Source organism: Olleya sp. Hel_I_94 (assembly GCF_007827365.1).
Classification (GTDB): domain Bacteria; phylum Bacteroidota; class Bacteroidia; order Flavobacteriales; family Flavobacteriaceae; genus Olleya.
On record NZ_VISI01000002.1, the window covers coordinates 2,420,960 to 2,442,526 of the forward strand.

Here is a 21,567-nt window from a genome sequence, read left to right on the forward strand (position 1 = left end):
TTAAAACAGCTATAAATTAAAAAAGCCACATCTATAAAAGATGTGGCTTTTTTTGGTTTTTAATTGGTTGTTAAACTAGTGTTTATTGTTTAGGTCCACCGCTTACGATTGTAAACTCAGAACGTCTGTTAAATTGATGTTGCTCTTCTGTACAACTAGATCCACAGTCATATAATAGCTCTGATTCTCCCTTACCATCTCCAGATATTCTGCTTGCATCAATACCTTTAGATATGATGTAAGCTACTGTAGATTTAGCTCTTCTATCAGATAAGCTCATGTTATAACCTGCAGGACCTCTACTATCTGTATGTGATGTTGCATAGATTACCATTTCTGGGTATTTATTCATCACTAAGACTAGTTTGTCTAACTCTAATGCTCCTTGTGGTGTAATGTTAGATTTGTCAAACTCAAAGTAAATTGGGTCTAACACCACTTTGTCTGCAACAATAATTTTCTTGATTGGTGTTAGGTCAACTGTAACAGCAAGACGGTCCTCTCGTTTTGTATTAACAGTTACTGCGTTATCTTCAAACTCTGCTTTAGTTACTTTTAAGCTAGTATCTAAGTCACAGTCTGTATTAAATGTTGCTACACCTTGTGCATTGGTTGTTTGTGTCCCTAATACTGATCCTTTAGCATCATGTAGTACTACTGTAGCATTAGCTAGTTTTTCTCCAGTTTCTGCATTTTCTACAGTTACAATTAGGTCTACATCACATAAGGCTTTAATTTCATTAATAGCATAAATGTCATCACTTCCTTTTCCACCTTCACGGTTTGAAGACACGTAACCTTTTTTATCTGCATCAATATTAAAAGCAAAATCGTCTGCTTTACTATTTATTGGTGCTCCCATATTTTTTACTTTTCCTGCATTAGAATATTCAGTATAAAATACATCTAAGTTACCTAAACCTAAGTGTCCATTTGAAGAGAAAAATAAATAGTCGCTTGATCCTGCGTATGGAAACATTTCTTGTCCTGAGGTATTAATCTTGTTTCCTAGGTTTTCTGGTGTTCCAACCATACCATCAGCTTCAATAGTTGCTTTGTAGATGTCGTACATACCAAATCCTCCTGGCATATCAGATGCAAAGTATAATGTTGTTCCGTCTTTGCTTACTGATGGGTTTTTTACAGAGTACGTATTAGTGTTAATATTTAACGGTTGTACTTTATCCCATTTGTCTCCAGATTTTGTCGCTTTAAATAACTGAATAACACTAATTTTTGTGTTCCCTGTTTCTAGCTTTTCGTACATATTCTCAAAAAAGCTTTCTCTAGAAAAATACATCGTGTTACCGTCTGGTGAGAATGATACCACACCTTCATGATATTTAGTGTTTATCTTTCCGTTAAGCAAATTTGGTTCAGCATAACTTCCGTCCTCTGCTTGTGCTATTTCATAGATGTCTAAAAACGGTTGGTCATTCCATCCATAATTACGTCTAGAGTCATTTCTTGCAGAGGTAATATAAAGGGTTCCATCTTTTAAAGTCCCTCCAAAGTCTGAAGCTGCTGTATTAAAATCTAAATTTTCTGCAGTAAATTTTGCTTCAGAGTTTAAGATGTCTTCTAAGTAATTTGGATTAGCAGTGTATGCTTTAGCTCTGTCGTCTGTGCTGTAAAGCGAAGCAAATTTTTTCATTTGTGCGTTTGAAGCATCATATTTACCATTTGCTTTTAACATCTCAGAATACTTATAAAGCATTTCTGGATCTGCTTTTGTTTCTAATGCCTTAGCATACCATTTTTCTGCTTCTACGGTATTAAATGTATTGTAGTTTGCTTCGGCTAATCGTTGGTACACGTATGCGTCTGCTTCTCCTTTTTCTACTAATTTGGTATAGGCTTTAGCTGCTTCAACAAACTCTAACTTATCAAAATGTTTGTCAGCACTTTTGGTCGCATCACTTTGAGCAAACCCATTGGCACTGCTTAGTAATATCGCGAATATAAATAGTTGTATTTTTTTCATTGTAATGGTTGGCTTTTGATTAGAAATAACGTGGTGAACGTGATACTTTTCTTGGAAGATTAATATCAAAGTTGATAAAAATCTCGTGTGATGAGTTGGTTACAACATCTAATTGTGATTGGATACTGTCATACGCATAACCTATTCTTAAATTAGGTGCCACTAAAAAGTTAATCATCCCACTAAAAGAATCGTCTAAACGGTAACCTGCTCCTACTTCTACAAAGTCATACATAAATAAGTTTAAGTTAACATCAAAACTTACTGGCGCATCAAAAGCAACTTTAGCTAAAGCGTGTGGCTTTAGCTTAAAGTTTTCTGATAAATCAAATACGTATCCTGCTGCTCCAAAAAAGTGTTGCGTCTCTGATCCTATTTTAAAACCATTAGCATCTAAATGCACAGAGTTTAAAATGTTAGGCATAGAGGCAGAAATATAAAACTTACTTGGTTTGTAAAAATATAATCCCGCTCCAATATTTGGAGTAACTTCATTAATGTTTTCTGAGAAAAAGGGATCATTAGCATCTATTAAATCTAATCCTGCTAATCCAATGTCATGAAACGTAGCTCCTGCTTTTAATCCAAATGCTAATTTAGTTTTTGTTCCTACAGGTATGGTGTAAGAAAAATCAACATAAGCATTCGTCTCGCTTACTGGTCCTACTTCATCACTTATTAATGATAGTCCCAATCCTACATTCTTACCAACTGGCGAATGTAGGGTTAGTGTTCCTGTAGTTGGTGCTCCTTCTAATCCAACCCATTGGCTTCTGTATAGTGCGCCTATGGCAACACCATCTGTCGATCCTGCATATGCTGGATTAACCACATTCATGTTATACATGTACTGTGTGTACTGTGGATCTTGTTGGGCTTGTACACCTATAAACACTAGGAATACGATATATATTATTTTTTTCATCTGTTTCTTGTTGGTTTTCTAGTTAGTTTATCTGTTTATATATACCCAAGAGGCTTTTGTTTTGTTTCCTTGATACTTCATTACGTAGTAGTACGTTCCAACTGGTAACTCGTCACCTGCGTTAGATTGTCCTTCCCATTCGTTTACATAATTTGTTTTAGAGTAAACTAAAGTACCATTACGGTTGTAAATCTCTAAGCTTTGTACATCAAAACTACTTAAATCAAAATTGTCATTTAATCCTGGTGATACACCTGGAGAGATACCTTGTGGTATTGTACAGTTTTCTAACTCTACTACTGTTACAAATTCTGACTTAGAACATCCTGTATCATTAAATGTAACTTCAATTTCATACTCTCCTGCAGTTAAAACAGTATTTAATGATAAACCTGTTTGACCAGCAATCTCAACACCTTCGTTGTACCACTTGATACTTACTTCGCTTTCAATATAATTAATAGCGTCTGCAGTGATTGCAATTGGTGATGTTGCGTTTGGACAAACTTCATAAGGCACATCTAAATTAAATGATGTTTCTGGACTTATATTAAATAATAAGTTAAATGATGTGGTTTCAAAACATCCTGTAATTGTATTTTCTAACCTAATATATATTGTTGTAGGTGCTGATGTGAAACTGGTTGGGTTAGTAAAAGCATCTATTGCATCAATTGCATTTTGTTCGGTTAAATAATAGCTTATTGCAATATCATTTTGTGTGGCATAAATAGCTGATTCAAATATTGTTAAATCAAACGAGAAAACACCACTATCATCTGGATCACAAGCTGAGATATCTGTAATTATACCTGTTTCAATTTCCGGTTTCGGAAAAAATTCAACCAAAATCTGATCTGTATAAAAACAAGCTGAACTTACGTCTGTAAATGTAATATCTACTTGATATAGTCCTTGTTCAGTAACAACTAAAGAGGTTCCGTTTTCACCTGCAATTGGGTCTGTAATTCCGTCTGCAACCGCATACCATGTTATGGTTGCGTTTGTTGGTGGAGCAATACCTAAGTCTAGTGTTACGCTATCACCTTCGCAAGTTGCTAATCCATTACTAATTAAAATGTCATTTCCAAGGTCAATATTTCCAATATCAAAACTACTAGCTTCTAAAAATACAGCCGAGTCGTAAATAGTATCACCATCATCTGCGATAACCAATTTGATACTATATGGATTGTTAGGTATCACAGCAGAAGTTGCTGTTAATGGTACTGTTCTTCCAATAAAGTTTGTTGGATTAGTAATTGCTGGTAATCCTCCTGCTCCATAGTATGCATCAAATAGTGTTGGGTTAGAGGATGCACAACTAGTATTATAAGCGTCGTCTCTTATTGAAAGTACCGAAACTGGATCTGAAGTGCCTGGTATTACAGCAAGGTTTGTAACATTACCAGTTGTTAAGTCTGTTAATAAAAATGCAAATGCATCAGAGAATCCACATTGAAAAGTTCCATATTCTTCTGCTGCAAAAATAAAATTAAAAGATAGCTGATCAATTAACGGAGTAAATTCGAACTCAATTAATGATGCGTTGTTAGATCCTCCTGCAGGTACATCATCTCCTGGATTTCCGTCTAAATCTGTATTAATAAAAGCCTCTAAGTCTGCATCTCCTGGCCAAGATCCTCCACCTTCACTTAATACACCTGTCTCTGGACCTGGTGCATTTAATACGTTTCCTGTTGTCATAACAATACCACTTTGGAAAGGGAATGAAGATCCGTTGGCTTCAAAATATCCAATACCATTAGTTGTTCCAAAATCGGTTCCTGTTGACCAAGTAACGTTGTTAATTAATGCACAAGGCGAATTTACTAATACATCTGTAACTAATTCTTGTACTGTGTATTGTGTGTCGTTTGTTGTTATTGGAGGCGGAATTGTAAATACACATAAATCAAAGTTTACATCTTGAAAAGGAATATCTCCATCTGTGTAAATTCTAATATAGTAAGTATTACCTATTGTTAACCCATTTGCTATGCTATTGTTTGTAGCCTCACAATAAATATTAGTTAAAGAGTCACAATCAGGACCTTCATAAAGTGCATGGTTTAAATTAACCGTATCTCCAACGATGTTACTTATGTCAATTCCGTGATCGGTTGCAACAGCATCAAACTGAAACCAAACGTCGTCATTTGCTGTTCCAGTACAAACATTTGTTTGTGTTGAAGTTGTTGCTCCATATAATGTTGCGCTTGTTGTATTAGTACAATTCTCGTCTGCGTTTGGTGTGACTATAATAGCATTTAAACAATCATCATTTACTGGAGGGCAAACAGGAACATTTAATGTGCTACTTGTTACAATACAATTTGTATCATCCGCATTTGCAACTGTAACTACTACATCTGTGTCCAATGGATATGGTCCCATTGTTATAATACCACTAGTCATTACGTTTTGTAATGGAGTACTTTGGTTGTCTGTAATATTTAAGCTTAATGCATCTCCTATACTAGTTATATCAACGTTAACAAAAAATTGATTGTTTCCTGCACTACAGTCGGTAGTTGTAGAAAAGTCTACAACAGGATTAATACAAGTTGCACAATTTACTGTAACTGTTAATGGTGTATAGCCTTGAGAACCACAATCAAATACACCATCTGATTGTACAGTAAAAGAAATAGTGTCTCCTGACGATTGATATGTCAACCCTGAAACATCTCCATTATTTCCATATGGTGTTAATGCATTAAGGTCTGTTGTTCCGTCTGTATCAAATACGATTAACTCATCCCATCCTTGCTCTACTTGTCCAGAGTTAAATGTGATATTTAATGCTGTACCATCCGTAGAGCTAAATGTAAAGATGTTTGTATCGTTACTTTCATAACAGTAGTTAATTGTTTGTGGTCCATCCGTCGCACAATCTAAAGTAAAGTTAAATTGTAATAATGTTGAAAAGGTAAACGGACCAGCCCAAGTACTTGTATCTGCTCCACAAATCGATTGTACATAAATCTCGTAATCCGTTGCTGGATTTAATCCTGTCTCTGAAATTGTGGTTGTTGTTACTAACGTACCAGAAGTTGGTATTCCTGTTCCTGCTGGTTGTATAACATAATTCCATTCTGTCTCTGTTCCATTTGATGTCCAAGATATATCTGCTGAAGTTTCAGTAATTGATGTTGCAGTAATATTACTTGGTGCTACGCAAAAGTTTCCACAAGCTTCTACTCGCACTTGGTCAATTGCCATATCGCTTTCAAAAATATCACCAGTACCTACATAGCTAATTTCAATGTACACTATCTGTCCTAAGTAGGCATCTAAATTAACACCAATAGGTACCCAAGCTTCGTCTGCTGTTGATTGGTAATCACCTATCCAAGTATACTCAGTAGTAAAAGGTCCTGTTTGAGAGGTGCTTACACCAATATTTAAAGTTCCCATATTATCTCCAAATGCATGCATCCAAAACGATAATTCTGCACCATCTACTGCTGTAGATAAGTCTATTGCTGGTGTAATAGCAGAGGCTACATTAGTTGTGTTTCCTGAACCTTCATATTCAAGGTGTGTTCCTGCATTTCCGTCCCATGTAATGTTTGGACCAGTTCCTGTTGAGTTTGCATTTACGGTTGTAATATCCCAATCTCCATTAGTATCTGTAAATGCAGTTCCTGTCCATCCTGCAGGCACATAGTTGGTGTCATTACCAAAATCTTCTGTAAAGATAAAAGTAGATGCACCAGAAGTACATGTTACGCCTACTGGAGCAGGTGGTGGTGTGTTTAATGTTGTAAAGTTAATTGGTCCTGCCCAAACACTTAAGCCATTACCACAATCAGAAAGAATATAAACCTCATTAACTGTACTTGCGGTTAAACCTGTTAATGTATAAGGGTTGGTAGTAATAGGTGTTCCAGATCCCGTTGGTACTCCTGTACCTGCTGGTTGTACTACTATTTCCCAATTTGTTTCACCATTATTAGCAGTCCATGATACATCTGCAGTTGTGTCTGTAATTGCATCAACAGTTATACCTGTTGGAGCAACACAAAAATCACCACACGTTTCTACTCTCACTTGGTCAATTGCCATATCACTCTCAAACGTGTCTCCTGTTCCTACATAGCTAATTTCGATATAAATGATTTGACCCAAGTAAGCATCTAAGTTAATACCAATTGGTACCCAAGCTTCATCTGCTGTTGATTGATAGTCACCTATCCAAGTATATTCTGAAGTAAAAGGTCCTGTTTGAGAAGTGCTAACACCAATATTTAAGGTTCCCATATTATCTCCAAATGCATGCATCCAAAACGATAATTCTGCACCATCTACTGCTGTAGATAAGTCTATTGCTGGTGTAATTGCAGAGGCTACGTTAGTTGTATTTCCTGAGCCTTCATATTCAAGGTGTGTTCCTGCATTTCCATCCCATGTAATATTTGGACCTGTTCCACCAGAGTTTCCATTTACAGTTGTAATATCCCAATCTCCATTGATATCAGCAAAAGTGGTTCCTGTCCATCCTGATGGCACATAATTAGTATCATTACCAAAATCTTCTGTAAAGATAATTGTAGAAGATGCGCCAGAAGCACATGATACTCCTACTGGAGCAGGTGGTGGTGTGTTTAATGTTGTAAAGTTTACTGGACCAATCCATACACTATATCCATCAGTACCGCAATTTGCTCTCACGTAAACTTCATATGGTGTGCTAGGTGTTAATCCTGTTGCTGGATATGGTGCGTTTAATGAGGTTACTACACCATCTGTTGTTGGCTCTCCAGTTCCTGCTGGTTGTATCCAAATTTGCCATTCTGTTTCTGTTGATCCAGCATCCCAAGTAATATCTGCTGTTGTATCTCCTGTCGCAGTTGCTGTTACAGCTAATGGGTCTGGACAAGATGGTACTGCGCGTACTTGAAAATTATCTACAAATACATCGTTATCTGTTGGATCATCAACAGTTCCTTCTGATGCTCTAATACCAAACTGAGCAGTAGTACCAGAATAAGCAGTTAAATTTTGTACTACATGTAATCCTGTTGCCGGAATCACGGATGTTGCATCAAAAGTTTCTAATACAGTCCATGTTGTACCATTATCTGTAGTAATCATTAATTCTACTGTATCATCAGATCCTAAAGTTCCTGCGGTAGTTGTACTACCAAAAGTCATAACTCCAAAATCAAATTCTACCTGATAAGGAACACCTGTTAAGTCAATTTCTGGACTTAGCAGCCAATCACTTTTTTCTGCTAACCATAGGTTGATTTTATAAGCTCCAGTAAAACCATTGTTTAAATAGCCATCGTTAGCCCATGAAGAAGTTCCTAGGTCTGTAGGACCTGTTGTTGAATCTCCATTATTAGCTACTTCCCAACAGTTTGCTGGAATGGTTGTAAAGTCTTGTAAATATGTTGGTGTAAATATTGCACAGTCGGTTGTAAAAGTTATTGGACCTGTCCAAATACTTAAGTCTGCACCACAATTAGCTCTAACATACACTTCGTAGTCTGTTGCAGGAGTTAAAGTATTATCCGTATATAATGTATTGTCTGTTGCTGGAGAACCTGCTCCAGTTGGAGCTCCTGTTCCAGCTGGTTGAACAACTACTTCCCAAGCAGCTTCTGTCCCTCCTAAGGTCCAAGATAAATCTACAGATGTAGATGTTACTGCATCTAAAGTAAGTCCTGAAGGGTTTGGACATGTAGCGTTGTATATAAGCACATTGTCAATTAGCCAATACCAAGCCCAAGAATCGGCATCATTATATATGAATCTAACTTGCATGTTAGCGTTAGCATAGGCTGTAATATCTATATGTTGTTGGTCAGGTGCATTAAAACCGCCTATACTAGCGGTTTGATTTAATACTTCGACCCAAGCAGTACCATCAAAAACCTCAACGATAGCATTGTCTGCTCCAATATTTCTGTAATATTGGTCAAAATCTAGAAATAGTGCAGTTGCTGCCGAAGCATCAAAAACAGGAGAGGTTAACGTTTCTAATAATAACGTACCGTTTCCGTTTGCATCACTATCTGCTATAGCTGCATTTGTGCCATCTAAGCTTGAAAAACCTCCTTGAATTCCAGAAATCCATGAATCACCTGTTGCTGCTCCTGCATCTGTTATCGTCCAGGTTGCAGGTATGGAGGCATTAAAATTTTCTTGTAAATAAGTTTGTGAATTAGCTTGCCATCCTGTTAGTAGAAATAGTAAAGCTAAAATGAACGTAGTTTTTTTCATTTTAATGAGATTGGGTGTTAGTTTATTTTTTTTGAAAACCTTGCGAAAAACACAAGTTGGTTATTTAAAGGTATACTTTTATTAAGAATAATTTAACACAGATAGACGTAATGCGTTTTTTTTCGACGAAAAGAGTATTAATTGTTAAAATTGTAAGATTTATATATCGTGTTTAGAATATTATTTAGAAATTATCACGTTTCTTTTTATTTCATTACCAAATTCGTCGACTACAACAAGTGAATGTTCTCCAATTTCGGGCTTAATTGCGATATCATGAATATCTGTAGTTTGACCAATGTAAGTTTTGTCTATATACCAAAAAAGAGTGCTATTTTTTTTAGAATGTGCAACTTTTAAAACGAGTTCGTTCTTCGTTTCGTTAAAATCCTTAGGTAGATAAATAGTACTTTCATTTTTGGGATAAATAAATTGCATTGTGACTTCATTTTCACCTAAACAATCAAATCTAAAAGTTGGAAGTGATTTATAAAAAGGATTCTTTTTTTTATAATAGTATTCCATTAAAGGAGGAAGTGTGAACCAAGACTGAGTGTTAATGTTATTTAGATCTTCGCAAGAGGTATTAACCTGATAAGTGTTTGTTTTGTCTAGGTGAATTAACTTATGATAAGGACACGGTTTTGTTTTAAGACCACTTAGTTGTACGTATTGAAGCTCTGTATCTAAACAGTTAAGCGAGGCTCTGTAGCCACTAAGTCTACAGATTCTAGTTTCTTGCATTTCATCAAAAGGTTTTTTAAACCATTGACTATTTGGAAGCGCATCAAATACGTCAAATAAAATTGGAGCTGCAGATTGTACACCAACTAATCCTGGTCTACCTTCTCCGTCAGCATTACCTACCCAAACACCTACAACATAATCTTTTGTTGTACCAATTGCCCAAGCATCTCTAAAACCGTAGCTAGTACCTGTTTTCCAGGCGATTTGTTTAGAATTGTCAAAAAACTCCCAATTGTCATCGCCTTCTGGTCTGTTTACCTCCTTTAAACTTTGATACGTTAGATAGATTGAGGCAGCATCAAAAAGTGTTTTTTGATTAGTTTTTTTTCCAAAATCAATGGTTTGCGAGTCGTAGAAAGTAGGTTCGCAAAATTCATTGGAAAAATACTCGCTTGAAGTGTCGTTAAAATGATTTATAGTCGAAGAGAACGCTGCATAACTTTTACATAAATCCCATAAATTACTTTCTGCTCCACCTAAAATTAAGGATAATCCGTAATGATTTGCATTATAGGTTATGTCTTTTAGTTTTAAATCTTTTAGATAATGATGAAATCTATCTAAACCAAACGCTTGTAACATTCTAACTGAAGGAACATTTAAAGAGCGTGATAAAGCGCGTTTTGCAGGAACAGCTCCATCAAATTCTTTATTAAAATTTTCGGGACTATAATTTCCAAATTGAGAAGGTATGTCTGCAACTAATGTGTTAGGAAGTATATCTCCTGCATCAAGCATAGCAGCATATAAAAAAGGTTTTAAGATACTACCAGTACTTCTAGGCTTGTTAATTATGTCTACATTTTTTTGATGTGCTTTATCTGTTGGAGCGTTACCAACATAGGCTAAAACTTTTCTAGTTTTAACGTCTAAAACTAAAACTGCAATGTTATATATTTCATTTTGTTTTAAAATGTTATAATGATTAGAAACAATGCTGTTTACTTGTTCTTGAAGTTGTTTTTGAACTGTTGTTTTAACTCGTTTTCCTTTATTAGTTTTTGAAATAGTTTGTAGTAAATGAGGTGCTGTTTGTGGTAATGGATATGGTTTTTGAGGCAAGATTTCAGCTAAAGAAAGATTATAGGTTAATGAATCAATAGTATTGTTTTCTAATAATTTTTTTAATAACCTGTTGCGTTTTTCTAGTAATTTTTTTTGATTTTTACCTGGGTAAATTAGGCTTGGTGCATTGGGTAAAACAGCTAAAGTTGCGCTTTCTGCCCATGATAAATCATGAGCGTTTCTGTTATAATAACGCCAAGACGCAGCATCTATACCAACAACATTTCCGCCAAAAGGCGCATGACTTGCATAAAGCGATAATATTTTTTCTTTACTATGCCTTAACTCTAATCTAGTGGCTAAAATAATTTCTTTAAACTTTTCTAAATAGGTTCTTGATTTTCCTTTTCTAGATAGCCTAATAACTTGTTGGGTAATTGTACTTCCACCACGTTTGACTTCACCAGAATTTAAGTTTTCTTTTAAGGCTTTAATTATAGAGATAGGATTAAATCCAGGATGTTTATAAAAATAGTCATCCTCAAAAGCGATAACACACGTTTTAAATTTTTCCGGAATACTATCGCTTTCTGGAAAACGCCACTGTCCATCTTTTGCTATTTGAGCACCTAATAATACATTAGTGTTACTAGTAATAACAGTTGCTGTTGGATCTTTAAAAAGTATACTTGGTAAACAAAAAAAATAGGCTACTAATAGTATAAAAAACACTATTGTTTTTTTAAAATGTTTTGAAATAATAGCAATTAACCTATACATGAGTGCTACAAAAAGGCTTTAGTTGTTTTAATAATTGTGAATTTAAAAAAATACATTTATACTTGATGATAATATCTTAATTATAAACGTGAAAAGCTACCGATTTACTGTTAATATCATTTTATTTTTATCTCTATTTTTTGCAACTCAAAATGCAGTAGGGCAGTTGGGATTTTGTAATGGTAATTCTGGAGATATTATTTTTAGTGAAACTTTTGGAACTGGAATTGGTCAAAGTGCTTTACCTGCAGGAACAACAACCTATACCTATGCTAATGGGTCTGAGCCAGAAGATGGTTTTTATACGGTAAGTAATACCTCTAACTTTTTTGATTGGTTTATAATTCAAGATCATACTTTAGATGATGTTAATGGTAAAATGTTGGTAATAAACTCCGATTTTACAACAGGTGAGTTTTACCGAACAATTATTAATGGACTTTGTGTGGACACATCTTACGAGTTTTCTTCGTGGTTAGTAAATTTGACACCTTCTACCGGATTTTGCGGTTCAGGAGCTATACCTATAAATGTAAGTTTTGAGATTTGGGATAGTTCTGATACTAATTTATTAGCCTCTGGTAGTACCGGAAACTTGGGTAGTTTGCCTTCACCAGAGTGGTTACAGTATGGATTAGTTTTTCAGACACTTCCTGGTCAGACGTCTGTTATATTAAAGATGAAAAATAATGGTGTTGGAGGATGCGGAAATGATCTTGCAATTGATGATATTGTTTTTAAAAGTTGTGGAGATAATATATCAATAGCAGATGCATCAGCTTCTAATATGATAAGTTTATGTAGTAGCCAAACACCTTTTAGTACGTTTTTGACAGTAACGCCAGATAATAGCGTATTTAGTACTCATTTTTATCAATGGGAAGAGAGTTTAGACGGAACCACATGGACCGATATTATTGGAGAAACAACTCAAAATATAACCATTAATGGTATTACAGATACTAGGTATTATAGGAGTAAAGTAGCTGAATCTGTTGCAAACTTAAATAATAACCTATGCAATGTTGTATCAGAAGTTTTTCAGGTAGATGTAACACCACTGCCACCTGCTCCAACACTGGCGTGCTGGGAAACTGCAACTATAAATAATACGACTTGTTCATGGGATGTTGTTGGTGCGCAACCAATTCAGCCTATTGTAGCATGTTGGGAAACTGCGATATTTAATACTACAACTTGTGCTTGGGAAGTCTCTGGTACGCAACCATTACAACCTTCAGGATTAGAATGTTGGGAAACCACTATATTTAATACTACTACATGTGTTTGGGATATTATTGGTGACCAACCATTTAATGAAGAAACTGAATTTGTAAATTTCTGTCAAAATGAAACGATTACTTTACAAGCCATTACAGATATAATTAGTCCAACATATATTTGGGATACAGGCCAAACGACATCGTTTTTAGAAGTAGATGCTTCTGGTATTTATATCGTAGAAGTAACTGATGGTTGTTTGACTACCATTATAACTTTTATTGTAGCTCAATTAGAAACACCTTTACTTAATAGTATTACCTCCAACGGAAACGATATTGTTGTTAATACAAGCAATACTGGTGATTTTGAATATTCTATAGATGGTGTTAACTATCAGAATTCCAATGTGTTTTTTAATATTGAAGGTGGTTTGTATACAATTTATATTAAAGCTAATGGATGTGATGATGTCGTGACCACATCGTTTTTACACTTTTACATACCGCAATTTTTTACACCAAATAACGATACAAACAATGATACCTTTGATTTAAAAGGAATCCAATATTTTCAGTCCTCAGAGGTTTATATATATGATCGTTTTGGCAAGCTTTTAAAAAGCTCAAAAAATAAATCCTTTTCTTGGGATGGTACATTTAATGGAAGCCCAATGCCTACATCAGATTATTGGTATGTTATAATAATAGATGGTCAGCGTCGTGTTGGACATTTTACTTTAAAACGATAAGGGTTTCTGCGAAAGCAGTATTATAAATTTAAAGTTTTTAATACAGACTTAAGTTCGGTTTCTTTTTGCGTGCCAATAATAAATTTACTTCCATCTTTAAGTGTGATAGATAGTCCTTTATTACCTTTTATGTTATAAACTGTTCCGTATTTAGTCCATAATCTAATTCCCCAACCACCAACAAAACCATAGTTTACAACTTCCATGGTTTTAACATCGTTTAATTTAACCTTCTTTTTTACAAACGGATTAAAAGACATTCTAATTTCGGAATGGTCAATTTCTGTTTTTAAACGAATTAATCCAAAAAGCCCAATAACTAAAAAAAGGATTATTGTAAAAGCAATTAAGCCTTGATTAGATAAAGGTTTATCTCCAAAACTTTGACCAATAATTAGTTGTTTATAAATACCATATATTGGTATCAATCCAATGCCAATTAACAACACCCAAAGCCACCATTGGTTAAATTTTTGCACTTCTTTAAAATTCATAGTTTTAGTATTAAAAAAATACCACTTTCGTGGGAAACTTTTATTTTTCAACTTCAATCCATTGTCCTTTGTTTCTAACAAAAAAGTTGTTATCGTACATTGCTTCAGCTTGTAAACCTGGTAAATAGTATTGTCCTAAATACGAAGCATTAAGCATGACGTTAAACGTGTTGGTTTTTTTAGGTCCTAAGTCAAAATAAAAATTAACACGATCGTCTCTAATATCTGTAAACCTAGCCTGACTTGAAGTTGAAGCTCCAAAGTCTGTAAAACGTGTATTTACTATTTCCCAACCTGACGGAAAAATTTGAGTCAATGCAACGTCATTTATGTTGTAGTCTTTAGTATTAGTAATTTGTACTGTTGCAACAAAATCTTGACCTTGTTGTAGTTTGGAAACATCAATTTTATTACCCTTTAAATCTTTGTAAATTATACTTGTAGTCAGACCTCTTTGTTCTGCTAACTCTTGACCCAATGGTAGTTTTCCAGAATTTAAAACACGTATATAAACTATGTTTTGTTTGTTGTTTTTAACGGTTATGCTGTTGCTTCCATCGTTAATTGCTAAAGTACGTTGTGCAATAGCATTTTTAGTATCGATTGTTTCGGTTTTACCATTAATGGAGTAGCTTAATTTCATGGCTTTTCCGCCATTTGCATTAACCATTTTAGCCATAGCTAGTAAGCTATATGCAGTGGTTTGTGTACTCATCCAACGTTGACTTGATAAATCATTTGCAATGGTTTCTGATAAATCTTTAACCCGTTTGTCTTTAGTTAAAATCATAGTTTCTAAAGCCATAGCTCTGTTTCTGTCAACAGATCCATAGGTGTAATAATTGTATTTTTGTGGCTTAAAGTTAATATTTGCAGTACTTGACACTTGGTTGCTAGCTTCGGTTTGACCAGCTAAAGCATAAGCAGCTGCTAAACGCCATTTGGCTTCGTTAGAAATTTCTGAAAATTCGCGTAAACGATTCATAGCTCCCAAATCTGCACTTCCAGCTAATGCTAAAGTGTATAAGCGATAGGCTTGTGCTAAGTCGGAATTATATGTTCTGTAGCTTGGTCTCCAACTTTGTGCAGCTTGTTTTTGGTATTTAATCCAATTACTTTTAAATGTTAATGGTAAAACAAATCCTTTTTTCTCTGCTTCTAATAAGAAATGTCCAGCATAACTAGTTCCCCAATCATTAGCACTGTTTTCTCCAATCCAATAGCTTAAACCACCATTTGGTCTTTGAAAATGACCTAAACGTTTGATTCCGTTTTCTATGTTTGCTTGGATTTCTTGTTTTTTATTGAAAGGTAAATCAAAGATGTCTTGCAAGAATAACTGAGGAAACACACTTGATGTGGTTTGCTCTACACAGCCATGAGGATATTGTACTAGATATTGTAATCTTCTAGTAAAATCCATTGGAGGCAATGTTGAAAACTCAACGCTTGCACTATTTGTTCCAGTAACACCAAATGTCGAAAAGTCAATAGTTTTAGACCCATTTGAATCTAAAGTAGCATCTAGGCTTTTAGACGAAATTGGATTTACATTTTCAACATCAATCTCTACTTTATAAGTTGAAGATTCCCCATTTCCAGTTGCAATAACTTCAACAGTATTAATGCCTTTTGCCTTGCTAACATCTAATTCAAAATAAGCCATTTGCTCATCTGGATGTGCAAAAGTTAGTGCCTTAGTTTGGTTTCCAACAACTGTAATTCCTTTGCTTAATTTTAATTTAACCGATACGTTTTTTACATTAGGTTCCATAGCAAAAACAGTAACAGGTAGTGTTACCTTTTCTCCTGGACTTAATTTTCTTGGAAGCGTTGCTAAAACCATTAAAGGTTTTTTGACCTGTACAGATTTGTCAGTGCTTCCATAAGCTTCAGTTGTGTTATTACCTGCAACAACCATTGTTCTTACTGCTCCAACGTAATTTGGTATTTTAATTTTATGTGTTTTTCTTCCGCCTGCTTCTAGATTAAATGGCCCAAGGAATTTAACAACAGGTTTAAATCTATTTGCTTTTTTGTTTTTACCATCAGCAGCATTTCCATCTCCTCCAATAGCAAAAACTTGTTCTATACTTCCGCTATATGCACCAACAACATCATCAAAAACATCCCAAGTTTTTACGCCTAAAGCCTCTCTAGCATAAAAGGATTGCCATGCGTTTGGTGTTTTAAAACGTGTTAGATCTAATAACCCTTCTTCAACCATAGCAATAGTGTAGGTCATGGCTTTGTTGTTTTTTTCTGAAACAAATACTTCAAATTCTTGTTCAGGTTGCAAGACGCTTGGCATTCTTATTTCTGGTTCTAATTTAGTATTTGGATCTTCTACCAATAACGGAATTACACCAAATAAGCGTAACGGTAAATCATTAGCAGTAGATGCGTGTGGTTGTAGCAATGAGATATTAATAAATACGTTTGGAGCCATGTCTTTTGTGATAGCAATATCTACAGTGGTTTCTCCTTTTTTAGTTTTTACCCATTTAGTTTGTAAGACCTCTGATCCATTTTCTATACTAACTAATGCGCGACCTTCTGTACCTGATGGGAAAGTAATTTTTGCAGTTTCGCCAACATTATAGTTTTCTTTGTCTGCAGCAAACACTAACATTTTTGCAGCTTCTTTATCTCCAGAAGGTTGACGTTTCCACCAGTCTTTATAAAAGTATGCAGTGCGACCAGTCATGTGACCAGAAACGGGATCTTTTATAGTAATATAATAACGACCACCTTCGTTATCTGGCACTTTAATATTAAACGATGCTTTACCGCTTACATTAGTATTTACTTTGCTGTTTAAAAATGGTTTGTGATAGCTGCTAGAGGTATATTGTGATAGATTGTCGTAAGAGGAGTTCCACCACCAACGCCATTCTATTTTATACACTTTAATCTCTAAATTATTACGTTTTATTGGTTTTCCTTGATCATCCACAGTCACTAAATCAAACGTGTGATTTTCATCTGTAAAAAAAGAACCGTAAGCTTTTGCTTTAGGTGATTTTAAACCAACAAAAGAGTTGTAAGGAGCATATGGCATTGTAAATGCATCCATGGAAAAATCGCCTCCGTTTTCAAAAGCACGTACTAAAAATTGTGCATTTAGCATACCAGGAGCATCTTGTCCAATGTTTAAGTTTTTGGTAATATTTGCTAAACCTTCAGCATCTACATTGCCTTCAAAAATGGTAACCTCTTCTGTATTAAAGTTTTTGGATGGATCTAAAAATTGATAGTCTTCGTAGTTTTTAAAACCAGAATAAGAGGTACTAAATTTTGCTTTAATTTCGGCTTTTACATTTTTAGCTGGAGCACCATGTAGCCAATTTACAGCTAGTTTTCCGTTTAATGGCGTGTTAGATTTAAGTATATCGTCTTCAAAATCTATTTTAATTTTAAGGCGATTAGGTTTTACAGTTTCGACTTTAAGTCCTTTATAAAATGTTGCTCCTCCAACGCTAATTTTTGCATTCCAGTTTCCTGTTTTGTCTTCAGTAGCAGTTGGGATATTAAATTGATAAAAATTATTTAAGCCTTGATTACTTATATTCTTATAAGCTAATTTACCATTAGCATCGGTTACTTCTAATTTTACTGGATGTCCTTTTGGTAGCTTGTTTGCTATATCATTTAGCATAAAAGTTAAATGAATAGAATCTCCTGGTCGCCAAACGCCTCTTTCAGTATAAATATAACCTTTAAGTCCACGTTGTAATGTTGCTCCTGAAACATCAAATTTACTCAGTGATAGCGAGTTTCCGTCTCGTAGTTTCACGTAAGTGTTATTATTACCTTTAGACACTATTGCAAAAGCAGCCAACTTATCGGATTTGATTTTTGCTAATCCATCATTATCGGTATTAGTAGTTGCTAATTCTTGTTGTTGGAAGTTGTATAGAACGACCTTAGCAGCTGGTTCTAGATTGGTAGTTAAAATATTGGTCACTGCAAAATGATACGTATTACTAGCGCCTTTTTTTACAATAGCTCCTAAATTAGAACCAATTAAGTTTTGCGAAATCACCTTATTATTATAGTAAGCATCATTGCAAGGGTTATTGCGTTCTCTCCAGTTGTAATTATTGTCGCGATAGCTGTAAGTGATATTGTCCCAATATTCTTCTTCTTTTAAATCTTCGTCTTCTGTATTTGTGTAAGTATAATCTCCACCACCATAATAATAGTCGTCTTCATAATAATAATCGTCCTCATAATATTCTTCTTCATTATCACTGCTATTACTTGCATTTGCGTCACAGTCGTACAACGAATATGCTTTTTTATAATCTAACTCTACACGATAAATTGCACCAGGATCTGATTTGATGTATTTGGATAAGTCAATGCTATAGGTTTTCCATTTTCCATCATTTTCTATAGGGTTTTCAATTAGTTTAATGGTGTGTTTAGCAATACGACGACCAACACGTCTTATTTGGTTTTGATTATTACTTCCAAGAGTATTGTCTTGTAAAAATTGCAAAATATTATCTTCAAAAATCTTGATTACTCTAACATCTACAGCGCTTAAGTTTACAGCTTCAAAATTGAATTTTAACTCTTGAGAGTTAGGTAGTATTACACCACTATTAATTAGTTTAACTTGAGGTTTGACGTCTTCAAAAGCGATAGTTTCACTAAACGGTGTTTTTAGTTTATAGTCGTCTACGTTTTTTATCCCTTGAAAAACATCGACTTGTACATTACCTGTAATTTTTGATTCAGGATAGGCTTTTAACACGTTTCCGTTTACTATAAATTTAGGGTTTTTGCTATTTTGGATAGTGACTAAACCATCAAAATTTTGCTGTTTTTTAATTGGGTCAGAAAAGTTAATTGACAAATATTGTTCTGGTGTCTGAATAACGTTTACAGACATGATTTTAAAGTTGTTTTTTCCAGGAATAGAAAAAGTGTTTTCTCCAGAATTGTCTGCTTTAATTGCTTCGCCATTCCATTTAATTAAGATTTCAGAATCTTCAACTAATCGATTAATACTATCTATTTTAAATTCAAAATATTTTGAAGGCTGGCTTTTTTCGTTCCATTCAATATTTAGGTTTTTGCCTTTTTGAGTTGCACTAATTAACTGTTTAGCCTGTTGTAATGTAATAATATCAGATGCTTTAGCAACGCCTAAAAGGTATTGCCACTCTTTGGAGTAAGATTGTAAATCATTTGTTTCAATATTAAAATTTGGAGTAATAGTTTTAAACTGAAACGTATAGCTACTAAATTGTTTTGGAAGGTCTTTATATAATTCGCCTAAATTAATTGTCGCTGCATACTCTGTATCTGGTTTTAAATTTTCATCCGGAACAAACCTTAAAGAATGATCGTTTATTACAACAATTTTACCTTCCACATAAGGTGAGATTTTAAATACGTTTTTATCAAGCACTTGGTCAGGTTGCCATCCATCTACCACTTTTGCTAAATTGATGTTTATATTATCTGCAACAGACACGCGTCCTGACGTTGTAAAACTAATGTAATCTCTAAATTTAAAAAGGTTATCCGTTTCAGTGACCTCTTTTTTACAAGAATTAGCTAGTATAAACACAAGAAATAAGATTGATAGCGATTTTAATTTCATGGTAAACAGTATTTTATATTTTTATATCTATGTTAAGAGAAGTTGCTGAGAAAAAACTTGATATCTGGTTATTAAAACAAAACTTGATGTTAAAGTTATTGCAAATTTTGAATTTTCAAGTATTAATCATAGACAATTTTTAATCTATTTTTTTGAGTTAAAGCTTAACAGTATTATAAGACAGGACGTATTTTAAAACGAAGAAATATTAGTATATTCGCTAAAAATTAAATAATTCGTAAAAATTAAAGAAATATGCAAGCAGTTTCAACTGATTTCGGAATAAAAGAAGCTTTAAAACAATTAGGCTTAAAAGATATAAATGAAGGGACTTCTACAGGGTCTAATAATTTTGGAAGTGGAGATTTAATCGCTTCATATTCTCCTACTGATGGAAAATTAATAGGAAAAGTATCTACAACTACTAAGGAAGATTACGAAAAAGTAATCACTACAGCTACGGAAGCTTTTAAAAGCTTTAGAGCGATGCCAGCACCACAAAGAGGTGAAATTGTAAGACAATTTGGTAATAAATTAAGAGAATTAAAAGAACCTTTAGGAAAGTTAGTCTCTTACGAGATGGGTAAATCTTTACAAGAAGGATATGGTGAAGTACAAGAAATGATTGACATCTGTGATTTTGCAGTTGGGCTATCAAGACAACTTAATGGGCAAACAATACCATCTGAACGTCCAGGACACGTAATGCGCGAGCAGTGGCACTCTTTAGGTGTTGTTGGTATCATCTCAGCATTTAACTTTCCAGTAGCAGTTTGGGCTTGGAATACAGCTTTAGCATGGGTTTGTGGTGATGTATGTATTTGGAAAGGATCAGAAAAAGCACCATTATGTTCTGTAGCATGTCAAAACATTATTGCTGCAGTTTTAAAAGAAAATAACTTACCAGAAGGTATTTCGGCAATCATAAATGGAGACTACAAAGTAGGAGAGTTTATGACAACAGATCATAGAATCCCATTAATATCTGCAACAGGATCTACTAGAATGGGACGTATTGTTGGAGCAACAGTAGCAGAGCGTTTTGGAAAATCGTTATTAGAATTAGGAGGAAACAACGCCATTATTATTACACCAACAGCAGATTTAAAAGTAGTTGTTCCTGGTGCTGTATTTGGAGCAGTTGGGACTTGTGGTCAACGTTGTACATCAACTAGAAGACTAATCATTCACGAGTCGGTTTACGATAAGGTAAGAGATGCAATTGTAGGTGCTTATGGACAATTAACAATTGGTAATCCATTGGATCAAAAAAATCATATTGGACCATTAATCGATAAGGATTCAGTAAATACGTATTTAGCTGCAATTGAAAAAGCAAAAGCAGAAGGAGGAAATGTACTAGTAGAAGGAGGCGTTTTAGAAGGTGAAGGTTACGAGTCTGGATGTTATGTTAAGCCAGCTATAATTGAAGCAGAAAACAGTTTTGAAATTGTACAGCATGAAACATTTGCACCAATTTTATATTTAATGAAATATTCTGGTGAAGTTGAAAACGCAATTGCTGTTCAAAACGGAGTAGCACAAGGATTATCATCTGCAATCATGACAAACGAAATGAAAGAAGCAGAAAAATTCCTATCCTTTGCAGGATCTGATTGCGGAATAGCAAACGTAAACATTGGAACATCTGGAGCAGAGATTGGTGGTGCCTTTGGAGGAGAAAAAGAAACAGGTGGTGGACGTGAGTCAGGATCTGATGCTTGGAAAGTATACATGAGAAGACAAACAAACACAGTAAATTATTCGGACGAATTACCTTTAGCTCAAGGTATTAAGTTTGATTTATAA

8 protein-coding genes are annotated in these 21,567 nt (G+C 34.4%); 2 read left to right on the forward strand and 6 right to left on the reverse strand.

Translation table 11 applies throughout. The features are described from left to right. Positions 1–82: 82 nt before the first annotated feature. The 4 genes from JM82_RS14100 to pbpC all read right to left on the reverse strand — a co-directional run bounded on the left by JM82_RS14100 (position 83) and on the right by pbpC (position 11,675). The gene (locus JM82_RS14100) at positions 83–1,984 is read right to left on the reverse strand and encodes an OmpA family protein (protein WP_145004267.1); all 1,902 of its coding nucleotides are present in this window, start codon (positions 1,982–1,984) and stop codon (positions 83–85) included. A gap of 19 nt (positions 1,985–2,003) precedes the next feature. Further along, complete coding sequence (locus JM82_RS14105; protein WP_145004270.1) at positions 2,004–2,909, reverse strand: type IX secretion system membrane protein PorP/SprF; 906 nt, start codon at positions 2,907–2,909, stop codon at positions 2,004–2,006. Positions 2,910–2,936: 27 nt separating this feature from the next. Beyond that, the gene (locus JM82_RS14110) at positions 2,937–9,143 is read right to left on the reverse strand and encodes a choice-of-anchor L domain-containing protein (RefSeq protein WP_145005372.1); all 6,207 of its coding nucleotides are present in this window, start codon (positions 9,141–9,143) and stop codon (positions 2,937–2,939) included. A gap of 180 nt (positions 9,144–9,323) precedes the next feature. After that, positions 9,324–11,675 carry a penicillin-binding protein 1C gene (gene pbpC / locus JM82_RS14115; protein WP_145005377.1) on the reverse strand — a complete coding sequence of 784 codons (2,352 nt, stop codon included), beginning with the start codon at positions 11,673–11,675 and terminating at the stop codon, positions 9,324–9,326. 88 nt (positions 11,676–11,763) lie between these two features. On the opposite strand from pbpC, the gene JM82_RS14120 reads away from it, so the two are divergent. Further along, entirely contained in the window at positions 11,764–13,647 is a 1,884-nt protein-coding gene (locus JM82_RS14120; RefSeq protein WP_145005380.1) for a T9SS type B sorting domain-containing protein, read from the forward strand. Between the two features lie 20 nt (positions 13,648–13,667). Here the strand turns inward: JM82_RS14120 and JM82_RS14125 are convergent, their stop codons facing one another. Together JM82_RS14125 and JM82_RS14130 are read right to left on the reverse strand one after the other, a co-directional pair. Further along, on the reverse strand, positions 13,668–14,141 hold the full coding sequence (locus JM82_RS14125; protein WP_145005383.1) for a hypothetical protein: 474 nt from the start codon (positions 14,139–14,141) through the stop codon (positions 13,668–13,670). Between the two features lie 40 nt (positions 14,142–14,181). After that, a complete protein-coding gene (locus JM82_RS14130) occupies positions 14,182–19,758 on the reverse strand; it encodes an alpha-2-macroglobulin family protein (protein WP_145005386.1) in 5,577 nt (1,858 codons plus the stop codon). 255 nt (positions 19,759–20,013) lie between these two features. Between JM82_RS14130 and JM82_RS14135 the strand changes: the two genes are divergently transcribed. Continuing rightward, positions 20,014–21,567 carry an aldehyde dehydrogenase family protein gene (locus JM82_RS14135; RefSeq protein WP_145005389.1) on the forward strand — a complete coding sequence of 518 codons (1,554 nt, stop codon included), beginning with the start codon at positions 20,014–20,016 and terminating at the stop codon, positions 21,565–21,567.

Bases quoted from the DNA above. Each gene is read 5' to 3' on its own strand.
- JM82_RS14100 (WP_145004267.1), bottom strand. From the start codon at position 1,984: ATGAAAAAAATACAACTATTTATATTCGCGATATTACTAAGCAGTGCC.
- JM82_RS14105 (WP_145004270.1), bottom strand. From the start codon at position 2,909: ATGAAAAAAATAATATATATCGTATTCCTAGTGTTTATAGGTGTACAA.
- JM82_RS14110 (WP_145005372.1), bottom strand. From the start codon at position 9,143: ATGAAAAAAACTACGTTCATTTTAGCTTTACTATTTCTACTAACAGGA.
- pbpC (WP_145005377.1), bottom strand. From the start codon at position 11,675: ATGTATAGGTTAATTGCTATTATTTCAAAACATTTTAAAAAAACAATA.
- JM82_RS14125 (WP_145005383.1), bottom strand. From the start codon at position 14,141: ATGAATTTTAAAGAAGTGCAAAAATTTAACCAATGGTGGCTTTGGGTG.
- JM82_RS14130 (WP_145005386.1), bottom strand. From the start codon at position 19,758: ATGAAATTAAAATCGCTATCAATCTTATTTCTTGTGTTTATACTAGCT.
- JM82_RS14135 (WP_145005389.1), top strand. From the start codon at position 20,014: ATGCAAGCAGTTTCAACTGATTTCGGAATAAAAGAAGCTTTAAAACAA.